The sequence below is a fragment of the Pseudomonas endophytica genome, from assembly GCF_001411475.1.
In the GTDB taxonomy this organism is placed as follows: Bacteria; Pseudomonadota; Gammaproteobacteria; order Pseudomonadales; family Pseudomonadaceae; genus Aquipseudomonas; species Aquipseudomonas endophytica.
In genome coordinates, this window is the sequence record NZ_LLWH01000034.1 from 1 (window position 1) to 10793 (window position 10793).

The following is a 10793-nucleotide window of genomic DNA, read 5'->3' on the forward strand; positions in this document are numbered from 1 at the left end:
AAACGCTCCCGGTAACAACACCGCCACGGTTCCCGACTGGGCCATGGCGATGGCGTCTTCTTCGGTCATGAACTCCAGATGGTCGGCCGATAACGCCTGATAACGCGCCGCCAAACTTGAACCATGCAACGAAGACAGTTGCTCGGCATGCAGTTTGACCGGCAAGCCCAATTGCTGCGCCACCTTGAACACTCGTTCGACTTGCGCCGGTGAAAACGCCAAGTACTCGCAAAATGCGTCCACCGCATCCACCAGCCCTTCACCCGCCAGCACGGGAAGCATTTGTGTACAAATATGCTCGATGTAGTCATCGGCGCGGTCTTTGTACTCAGGCGGCAAGGCATGCGCCGCCAAGCAGGTACTGCGCACCGTCACCGGCAGCTCTTCGCCCAAACGACGAATCACCCGCAAGATTTTGCGCTCGCTCTCAAGGCTCAGGCCATAACCGGACTTGATCTCGACGCTGGTGACTCCGTCCTGCAGCAAACACAGCAAACGCTGACGCGCACTGGCGAACAATTCGTCTTCGCTGGCAGCACGGGTCGCACGCACGGTGCTGGCAATTCCTCCGCCGGCCGCCGCGATATCGGCATAACTCACGCCTTGCAGACGCTGCTCAAATTCGCCACTGCGATTGCCGCCAAACACCGTGTGGGTATGGCAGTCGATCAGCCCCGGTGTCACCCACGCACCTTCCAAGCCAAACGTCTGCTCATACTCACCGGGTGGCAGTTGCAGACGCGCGCCTACCCACTCGATGAAGCCGTCACAGGTAACAATGGCCGCATCTTCAATAATCGAGTACGTGCCATTGGCCATGGTTGCGACGTTGCAGTGTTGCCAAAGCGTTTTCATCCGCTCACTCCGTCAATAATCAAATACTCAGGAAACCTCGGAGGCCACCTTAAGCGCACGACCCGCAGTAGGTTTGACCCACAGCAAGTAAGCCACTATCAGCAACACAATCCAGACGGCACCTACAATCAACGCGGCTTGGGTTTCTGGGAAATACCCCAGCACGCCAAAGATGAACACCATGAACACGATGGCGGCAATCGGCGCATACGGCCAGAACGGCACCGGAAACTTAAGCTCGGCGACTTGTTCAGGGGTCATCGAACGGCGCATGGCGACTTGGGTCACCAGAATCATCAACCACACCCACACGGTGGCGAAGGTCGCGATGGAGGCGATCACCAAGAAGATGTCGTCCGGGATCAGGTAGTTGAGCAACACCCCGATCAACAGCGCGGCGCCCATCACTAATACGGTCATCCACGGCACACCATGACGGGATATTTGGGCAAAGCCTTTTGGCGCCTGACCTTGTTGGGCCAACCCATACATCATGCGGCCAGCGCCGAAGATGTCGCTGTTGATAGCCGATACCGCTGCCGAGATCACCACGATGTTAAGAATGGTGGCTGCCGAGCTAATGCCTAGGCTGTCGAAGATCTGCACAAACGGGCTGCCTTGGTTGCCAATCTGCGTCCACGGGTAAATGGCCATCAAGACGAACAGTGTCAGCACGTAAAACAACAAAATACGTAATGGCACTGCGTTGATCGCTTTGGGGATAACACGTTGTGGGTCTTTGGCTTCACCGGCGGTGATGCCGATGATTTCAATGCCACCGAAGGCAAACATCACCACGGCAAACGAGGCGATCAAGCCGCCAACACCATTGGGCATAAAGCCGCCATGGGCCCACAAATTGCTAAGTCCGGTCGCTGCTGAATCTGTGCCAGACGTACCAATGCCAAACAACATGATGCCGAAGCCGGCCAGAATCATCGCCACGATGGCCGCGACCTTAAGCAATGACAGCCAGAACTCCATTTCGCCAAAGACTTTGACGTTGCACAGGTTCAAACCGCCGATCAGCAGCACGATACCCAGTACCCAGATCCAGCGCGCCACATCGGGGAACCAAAACCCCATATAGATACCGAAGGCGGTGACATCCGCCAGGCACACGATGATCATCTCAAACGCATAGGTCCAGCCCAGGATAAAACCGGACATAGGGCCCAAGTAGGTGCTGGCGTAATGGCCGAACGAGCCAGACACAGGGTCGCGCACGGCCATTTCGCCCAGCGCACGCATCACCATGAAAACCGCGGCCCCACCGATCAGGTAAGCCAGCAGAACAGCAGGCCCAGCCATTTGGATGGCGGCGGCTGAACCATAAAAAAGACCCGTCCCGATCGCTGAGCCCAGCGCCATAAAACGGATGTGACGAGCAGATAGCCCGCGCTTCAAACCTTGAGTTTGGCTTTGCATTTCGCGTCCCTAATTATTTTTGTCGGCGAAAACAGATACGCAGATCACGCCTATAGGCGTGCTCTGCGTTTCGGGAGTTACAGGCTCGGCAGAACCTGAGCGGGCATCAGCGTGTTCAAGCAACGCGAAGCCAGCAGTTGAATGGCTGCCTCAATGTCCGGTGCAAAGAAGCGGTCTTTCTCATAGGTTGCAACTTTGCTGCGCAGGGTCGTGCGGGCAACTTCCAGCTTGTCCGAGGTTTTCAAACCGTCGCGCAGGTCCAGCCCTTGGCACGCCGCCAACCACTCAACAGCCAAAACGCCGCGAGTATTCTCGGCCATTTCCCACAGGCGCTTACCTGCTGCCGGGGCCATGGAAACGTGGTCTTCTTGGTTAGCCGAGGTCGGGATGCTATCAACGCTATGCGGATGCGCCAGCCCTTTGTTTTCGCTGGCCAGTGCAGCAGCGGTCACTTGCGCGATCATAAAGCCCGAGTTCACACCGCCATTGGCCACCAGAAATGGCGGCAACTGCGACATGTGTTTGTCCATCATCAGCGAGATACGACGCTCACTCAGCGAGCCTATTTCAGCAATCGCCAAGGCCATGTTGTCCGCTGCCATGGCAACCGGCTCGGCGTGGAAGTTACCGCCGGAGATCACATCGCCCTGCTCAGCAAACACCAGTGGGTTATCCGAAACGGCATTGGCCTCAACCGCCAAGACTTCAGCCGCGTGACGGAACTGGGTCAGGCAGGCGCCCATCACTTGTGGTTGGCAACGCAGGGAATACGGGTCTTGTACTTTGTCGCAGTTTTTATGCGACTCAGACACCTCGCTGCGCTCGCCCAACAGTCCGCGATAAAGCGCAGCGGCGTCGATTTGCCCGCGCTGGCCGCGTGCGGCATGGATGCGGGCATCAAATGGTGAGCGCGAACCCAGCACCGCTTCTACGGTTAGACCACCGCACGCGATGGCGGCGGCGAACAAGTCTTCGCCTTCGAACAGCCCGCGCAGTGCATAAGCGGTCGATACTTGAGTGCCGTTGAGCAAGGCCAAACCTTCTTTGGCGGCCAGTGTCAGTGGGGCTAAGCCCGCTTGTTTCAGGGCAGTGACGGCATCTAGCCACTCACCCTTGTAACGGGCTTTACCTTCGCCCAACAGCACCAACGACATGTGCGCCAGCGGAGCCAAGTCACCCGAAGCTCCCACTGAGCCTTTGAGCGGAATATGCGGGTACACCTGAGCATTGATTAGCGCGATCAGCGCGTCGATGACAACGCGGCGAATCCCGGAGAAGCCACGGCTCAGGCTGTTGACCTTGAGCACCATGATCAAGCGCACCATATCGTCGCTCAGCGGCTCGCCAACCCCGGCCGCGTGCGACAGCACCAACGAGCGCTGAAGGTTTTCTAGGTCAGTGCTGGCAATTTTGGTCGAAGCCAACAAACCAAAACCGGTGTTAATACCGTAGGTGGTACGGTTTTCGGCCAGAATTTGCTCTACACATGCCACGCTGGCGTCAATCTGCGCCGAAGCGCTGTCGTCCAGTGTGAGGGTCAACGGCTGCTGATAAATGTCACGCAGCTGGGCAAGGCTTAACTGACCCGGAATCAGGTTTAAACGATTCACAATAAAGCTCCTACAGGTTGTGCGTGTGGGTTAGCCGTTAATCATCGGCAGGTTCAAACCCTGTTCTTTCGCGCAGTCGATGGCGATCTGGTAGCCCGCATCAGCATGGCGCATCACGCCAGTGCCCGGGTCGTTGTGCAATACGCGAGCAATGCGCTCAGCCGCTTCGTCGGTGCCGTCGCACACAATCACCATGCCCGAATGCTGCGAGAAACCCATGCCTACGCCACCACCATGGTGCAACGAGACCCAGGTCGCGCCGCTCGCGGTGTTGAGCAATGCGTTGAGCAGTGGCCAATCGGAGACAGCGTCCGAGCCGTCTTGCATCGACTCAGTCTCACGGTTCGGGCTGGACACAGAACCGGAGTCCAGATGGTCACGACCAATCACAATCGGAGCTTTCAGCTCGCCGCTGCGCACCATTTCGTTGAACGCCAGACCCAGCTTGGCGCGCTGGCCCAAGCCGACCCAGCAAATACGAGCTGGCAAACCTTGGAAGCTGATGCGCTCGCGAGCCATGTCCAGCCAGTTGTGCAGGTGGGCATCATCGGCGATCAGCTCTTTTACCTTGGCGTCGGTTTTGTAGATGTCTTGTTCATCGCCCGACAACGCAACCCAACGGAATGGGCCGATACCGCGGCAAAAAAGTGGGCGGATGTAAGCCGGAACAAACCCTGGGAAGTCAAACGCGTTTTCAACGCCCACTTCTTTGGCCATTTGGCGGATGTTGTTGCCGTAGTCGAAGGTTGGAATGCCCGCTTTCTGGAACGCCAACATGGCTTCAACGTGTTCACCCATCGAAGCTTTAGCGGCTTTGACCACGCCCGCCGGATCAGTTACAGCACGGTCGCGGTACTCTTCCCAGGTCCAGCCTTTTGGCAGATAGCCATTAAGTGGGTCGTGGGCACTGGTCTGGTCGGTGACCATATCTGGACGGACACCACGGCGTACCATTTCTGGCAGCAGTTCAGCCGCGTTGCCACACAGGGCGACGGAAATCGCCTTACCTTCAGCGGTGTATTTGGCGATGCGCGCTAAGGCGTCATCCAGATCGCTGGCTTGCTCGTCGACGTAGCGAGTGGCCAGACGGAAGTCGATGCGGCTCTGCTGGCATTCAATGTTCAGCGAGCAGGCGCCCGCCAGAGTAGCGGCCAACGGTTGGGCACCGCCCATACCGCCCAAACCGGCCGTCAACACCCACTTACCGACCAAACTACCGTTGTAATGTTGGCGACCGGCTTCGACGAAGGTTTCGTAGGTGCCTTGAACGATGCCTTGGCTGCCGATGTAGATCCAGCTACCGGCGGTCATCTGGCCATACATGGCCAAGCCTTTGGCGTCGAGTTCGTTGAAGTGTTCCCACGTGGCCCAATGCGGCACTAGGTTGGAGTTAGCGATCAGTACCCGTGGCGCATTACTGTGGGTTTTGAACACGCCAACCGGCTTGCCCGATTGCACCAACAGCGTTTCGTCATCATTGAGGTTGGTCAGGCTCTCGACGATTTTGTCGTAGCACTCCCAGTTGCGCGCCGCTCGCCCAATACCGCCATACACCACCAGCTCAGTCGGGTTTTCAGCAACCTGCGGATCAAGGTTGTTCATCAGCATCCGCAAGGGGGCTTCAGTCATCCAGCTTTTAGCCGTGAGTTGTGTGCCACGGGCAGCGCGGATTTCACCCTCACGATGACGGGTGGACGCAGCAGGCGATTTAGGGGTAGTTGAAGTCACGGGTAACTCCTCAGCATTAGACAGATGCACACTTATGTACTTGTACATACAAGCATATGCAAGTAAGCGGCCAATGTGCAATTGCCTCAGATGAAAAAAGCTTAATTTCGTTTTCAGGCCCGAAGATAAAGGTGTTTGTAGATGTAGGAGGTTTCTGTATGAACCAGGAAGGTCCAACGAAAGGATGTTACCGAAAGGCGCTTTTTGAGGTATTTGGTAACACCGCGGGTGCACTTGCATCTGTAGGAGCGAGCTTGCTCGCTCCTACAAGGCTTTAGCGGGTACTTAGCTCAATCACGCAGCAGCGGCCGGAGACCTCGATGTCTAACAACTCGCGGTTGTCGTTCAATTGCAGGCAATCGTAACAGCCCAGCTGTTCACGTGTGATGTTTCCCAGCCCGACGTCCAACTGTTCATCGGCGCTAAAGATCAGCACTGTCTGCGCCGAGCTGTAGAACCGATTACCTGCCTCCAGCCATTGCAAACGGGCGCTAAAGCGCTGCGGCGCGTAAATCAGGTTGAAGTCGCGGATCGCTCCATCCATCAACGTGCAGCTGACACCGCTCTCCCCCTTAAAGGCGAAAGCATCAAAAGGTAACAATACCCGGCTCCGTACATCGTCAACCTGCAGCTGCATCCCGGCGCCTTGCAGCACTGTGATGATTCTCTGGTAGCCATCAAAGCGCGAAAAACCGCCCGACTCGTCGATGTCTGCAATGGATAAACGCCAGCCAAAGCCATCAAGCCCCTCACCGGCATCGCGGGTGATTTCTTCGGTACTGCCACCGCCGTTCTTCCACGGCATGCGCGGGTAATCGACAGCGCGCAATACAGTTAAGTCGCTCATTTGCTAAAACGTCCTTCCAGGCGATGACGGGAACCGGGGTGGATCAAGCGTGCGACCGTCACGGGCTGTCGGCCCGACCACGTGCGGCGGCGAATCAGCAGGCAAGGCTCGCTGGTTTCAATTTGCAGCAGCTTGCACTCTTTCGGGTCAGCCAAGATCGCTTCGACCACGTGCTCACCTTCAGTCAACGGTGCGACTTGAGACAAGTAGGCGTAAGGCGTTTTCTGAGTGAAGTCTTGTTTGAGGTAGTCCGGCGCCACCAGCGCATTGACGAAACGATCTTCAATTTGCACGGCAATGTCGTTTTCGTAATGCACAATCAGCGAGTGAAAGACCTTTTGCCCTTCGCGCATGTCGAGTACAGCCGCGCGCTCGGAGCCGGCAAGCTCTTCAGCCAAACTGATGACTTTGCAGGTATGGGTGTGGCCACGGGCGGCGATTTCATCGGCGATGTTGTTAACTTCAAACAATGCAGATTGCGTTTTTGGCTCGGCCACAAACGTACCAACACCCTGCATGCGCACTAACAAGCCATCTGCGGTCATTTCACGCAGAGCCCGGTTAATCGTCATACGACTGAAACCTAACTGGCTGACCAGCTCACTTTCAGAAGGCACGCGGTAGTGCGGCGGCCAGTTTCCGCTGGCAATTTGCTGGGTGATCATCTGTTTTACGCGAGCGTAAAGCGGAGCTGGACTGTCGCCCATGTGGGCGGCCAGCGAGGGCACGTCAGGCGGAGTCGACACAGGCAATCCTTGTTCATCAGTTAAGAAGCGTAGCTTGCCGGAGTTTACCCAGCAGGCAAACGTCTGTATATGTATATACAAATTTCAAGAATAGGGTGCCGAACCGATGTCCGTCTTCTTCGCCGAACGTGCGCTGTTACCCACAGGCTGGGCTACTGATGTCCGCATCGAGGTCGATGCCGGTGGCTGTCTGACTCATATTCAAGCCAATGCTGACGCGCAAGGCGCTCAACGTCTGAACGGCCCCGTGTTACCGGGGATGCCTAATTTGCACTCACATGCGTTTCAGCGAGCCATGGCTGGGCTGGCCGAAGTGGCCGGTAACCCCAATGACAGCTTCTGGACGTGGCGCGATTTGATGTATCGCCTTGTGGGCAAAATCACCCCCGAGCAACTCGGCGTGATTGCCCGCCAGCTGTACATCGAAATGCTCAAGGCCGGGTACACCTCGGTCGCCGAATTTCATTACGTGCATCACGATCTTTCGGGCCAGCCTTACGCCAACCCGGCTGAATTGGCGCTGCGTATCAGCGAAGCGGCACGCTCGACAGGTATTGGCCTGACATTGCTGCCCGTGCTCTACAGCCACTCGGGGTTTGGTGGCCAAGCACCCAATGAGGGCCAGCGGCGCTTTATCAACAGCACTGAGCAGTACCTAAACTTGCAGCAGCAGCTTAAGCCTCTACTGGCGCAACAACCTGCGCAACAGCTGGGCCTGTGTTTTCACTCGCTGCGGGCCGTCACACCCGAGCAAATGCACGAAGTGCTGCGCGCCAGCGACACGGTATGCCCGGTGCACATTCATATTGCCGAACAGCAAAAAGAAGTCGACGACTGCCTGAGCTGGAGCGGTAAACGCCCGATCCAGTGGTTGCATGACAACGTTAAGGTCGATGCGCGCTGGTGTCTGGTACACGCCACGCATGCCACAGCGGATGAAGTGCGGCTCATGGCCGAGAGCAAAGCCGTGGCCGGGCTGTGTCTGACCACAGAGGCCAATCTGGGCGATGGTATTTTCCCAGCGGTGGACTACCTCGCCCAAGGCGGGCGCATAGGCATCGGCTCGGATAGCCATGTGTCGTTGAGTGTGGTTGAAGAGTTGCGCTGGCTGGAATACGGCCAGCGTTTACGTGATCAACGACGCAACCGCCTGTACCGCAGTGACCAGCCGATGATCGGGCGTTCCTTGTATGACGCGGCCCAAGCAGGCGGCGCACAGGCGATGGGGCAACCCGTGGCCGGATTAGCCGTGGGCCAGCGTGCTGACTGGTTGGTGCTCGACGGCAACGATCCGTATCTGGCAACGGCGCATGAGGATGCAATTCTCAATCGCTGGTTGTTTGCCGGGGGAGATCGCCAGGTACGCGACGTGGTGGTGAATGGTCAATGGGTAGTGCGCGACAGGCGCCATGCCGATGAGGAAGTGAGTAGCCGTGACTTTGTCCGTGTGCTGTGCGAATTGTTGGGGTAATCCATATCCCTTGGTGCTGCCGAAGGCTGCGAGCTTTTGATCCTCTAAAGATCGCAGCCTTCGGCAGCTCCTACACAGGGTTTAAGTGCTGCGCAGCCCAGTCGCGCACCTCGGCATAGGGGTAGTTTTCCAACGCGGCAAAGCCCGGAATCGACCGTGCTTTGAGCTTGGTGAATAACGGTACGCTGATGCCGCATAAAAACCGGGTCAGGCGCTCCGGCTGGGGATAACTTGCGGTGTATTCCTGGTGTTTGTGGATAAAAGCGCTGCACAACGCATCGAAGTTTTTATCCACAAGCGGCGTCAGCGCTGGTGGCTCAGGCAATCGCGCTATCTGGCCCGCACACACTGAACAATGCCCACACTGCTGCGGCGCCTGTTCATCACCAAAATACTGAGCCAGTCGATGGCTAAGGCAACTATCACTGGCAAACAACCCCAACATTGCGTGGATGCGCGCAATTTCACTGCGCTCATGGGCAGTGAAATACTGATGCAGTTCAAGGCTCAGTGTCTGCACCTCAATGCCCGTCACTCGCACGTTATAAACCTCGGTCATCTGCTTACTTTCAAGCTCGATCCAGCCTTTCTCCTGGCAGTAATCCAATGCCTTAACCACCCGATTGCGCTCAGCCTGATGCAGCTCGTGCAGCGCGTCAAAGTTCACCGTGGCCCAGGTTCTGGCGCGGCTGGAGGTTTGGATAATGGCCGCCACAAACTGTTGCCGTTCGCCTTCAAATTTGGCCAACAAGGCATCGGGCTCAATCAGAAACTTGAAACGGTATTCGGCAAAGTAGGCGTAACGCGGGGCAATCAGACCGCGCAACTCCAATTGCACCAACAAGGTTTTGAGGGGTAACTGACGGATATTGCTCTGATCGGATAACGGCAACAGCATGAATTCCCACTGGCCTTCGGGAATCGCCGCACTGAGTTCATCCAACACATATTGAATGCCTTCTAACTCGGGGGTATCGCCATACACAAAGTTTTCCAGCACGTTAAGACTGTCGCGATTGGCCAGTACCAGACAGTCGGACGTGTTGCCATCGCGACCGGCGCGACCGATTTCTTGACTGTAGTTTTCAATCGACTTGGGCAGGTCGTAATGCACCACGTTGCGAATGTCGCTCTTGTCGATGCCCATACCAAAAGCGATGGTGGCGACGATGCAATTGATCTGACCTGCCATGAACTGGCGCTGGATGCTTTCCCGCTGCTCGTGGGGCAAACCGGCGTGGTAGGCATTGGCACTGATCCCTTGCTGGCTAAGATGCAGGGCAATCAACTCGGCAGTTTTTTGCAAGGTCACGTACACAATGCTGGGCTGGCCGATACGCGAGCCCATCCACTGGACCAAACGCTGACGCTTGGCCGCGCCAGTTACCGGTTCGACCCACAGATCAAGGTTGGCACGGTAAAAGCCGGTGGTGGTGACGTCCGAATCGGAAATCCCAAATTTGCGCTGCATATCGACAATAACGTTGGGCGTGGCGGTGGCCGTTAGTAGCAGTGCTTGCGGGATATTGAACTGGCGCTGGTAGTCCGGGAGCTTCAAATAATCCGGGCGGAAGTTATGCCCCCACTCAGAAATGCAGTGCGCCTCGTCCACGACCAGCAATGAAATCGGCACCTGCTGCAGAAAGTTGCGAAAGCGCTCGTTCTTCAAGCGCTCAACGGAAATCATCAGGATCTTCAATTCGCCAGCTTTGGCCCTAGCCATCACCGCATTGGCCTCATCGCGGCTTTGCGCCGAGTCGATGCTGGCGGCAGCAATGCCGTGGCGCTGCAAAAACCCCAACTGGTCTTGCATCAGCGCTAAGAGCGGTGAGATCACCAACGTCAGGTGCGGTAGCAACAATGCAGGCAATTGGTAGCACAGCGACTTACCCGACCCAGTGGGGAAAATCGCCGCCGCCGAGCGACCGGCTAACACCGCACTGATGACCGTCTCTTGCCCGTCGCGAAACTGTGGATAGCCAAAAACCTGTTCTAGGATGTTGTGCATCACTGTCACTCCATTGACCGCTGCAAAGCGCTGAACCGTAACCCAGGGTTTGCGGCGAATCGAGAAACGGTCGGGGGGGCAACTTGAGAGGGGATGATAC

Annotated in this window: 8 protein-coding genes; 1 reads left to right on the forward strand and 7 read right to left on the reverse strand. The window is 56.8% G+C overall.

Annotation, left to right across the window (positions count from 1 at the left end):
• The 6 genes from hutI to hutC form a co-directional block, all read right to left on the reverse strand.
• Positions 1–855 (reverse strand): imidazolonepropionase (hutI, locus tag AQS70_RS03880; protein ID WP_055101607.1); only part of this gene is annotated, 855 nt, incomplete at its 3' end.
• A gap of 27 nt (positions 856–882) precedes the next feature.
• A complete protein-coding gene (locus AQS70_RS03885; RefSeq protein WP_055101608.1) occupies positions 883–2283 on the reverse strand; it encodes an amino acid permease in 1401 nt (466 codons plus the stop codon).
• A 77-nt stretch (positions 2284–2360) separates the two neighbouring features.
• On the reverse strand, positions 2361–3893 hold the full coding sequence (hutH, locus tag AQS70_RS03890) for a histidine ammonia-lyase (RefSeq protein ID WP_055101609.1): 1533 nt from the start codon (positions 3891–3893) through the stop codon (positions 2361–2363).
• A gap of 30 nt (positions 3894–3923) precedes the next feature.
• Positions 3924–5621 carry a urocanate hydratase gene (hutU, locus tag AQS70_RS03895; RefSeq protein WP_055101610.1) on the reverse strand — a complete coding sequence of 566 codons (1698 nt, stop codon included), beginning with the start codon at positions 5619–5621 and terminating at the stop codon, positions 3924–3926.
• Between the two features lie 274 nt (positions 5622–5895).
• Positions 5896–6468, reverse strand: coding sequence for a HutD/Ves family protein (locus AQS70_RS03900; protein WP_055101611.1), 573 nt, complete (start codon positions 6466–6468; stop codon positions 5896–5898).
• Entirely contained in the window at positions 6465–7175 is a 711-nt protein-coding gene (gene hutC, locus AQS70_RS03905) for a histidine utilization repressor (protein WP_162233869.1), read from the reverse strand. The genes AQS70_RS03900 and hutC overlap by 4 nt, the downstream gene beginning before the upstream one ends.
• 145 nt (positions 7176–7320) lie before the next feature.
• Between hutC and AQS70_RS03910 the strand changes: the two genes are divergently transcribed.
• Entirely contained in the window at positions 7321–8685 is a 1365-nt protein-coding gene (locus AQS70_RS03910) for a formimidoylglutamate deiminase (RefSeq protein WP_055101613.1), read from the forward strand.
• A 70-nt stretch (positions 8686–8755) separates the two neighbouring features.
• On the opposite strand, the gene AQS70_RS03915 is transcribed toward AQS70_RS03910, so the two are convergent.
• Positions 8756–10693, reverse strand: coding sequence for a RecQ family ATP-dependent DNA helicase (locus AQS70_RS03915; protein ID WP_055101614.1), 1938 nt, complete (start codon positions 10691–10693; stop codon positions 8756–8758).
• Positions 10694–10793 lie beyond the last annotated feature (100 nt).

Coding starts and splice junctions, on each gene's coding strand:
- AQS70_RS03885 (WP_055101608.1), bottom strand. CDS start 2,283: ATGCAAAGCCAAACTCAAGGTTTGAAGCGCGGGCTATCTGCTCGTCAC.
- AQS70_RS03900 (WP_055101611.1), bottom strand. CDS start 6,468: ATGAGCGACTTAACTGTATTGCGCGCTGTCGATTACCCGCGCATGCCG.
- hutC (WP_162233869.1), bottom strand. CDS start 7,175: ATGGGCGACAGTCCAGCTCCGCTTTACGCTCGCGTAAAACAGATGATC.
- AQS70_RS03910 (WP_055101613.1), top strand. CDS start 7,321: ATGTCCGTCTTCTTCGCCGAACGTGCGCTGTTACCCACAGGCTGGGCT.
- AQS70_RS03915 (WP_055101614.1), bottom strand. CDS start 10,693: ATGCACAACATCCTAGAACAGGTTTTTGGCTATCCACAGTTTCGCGAC.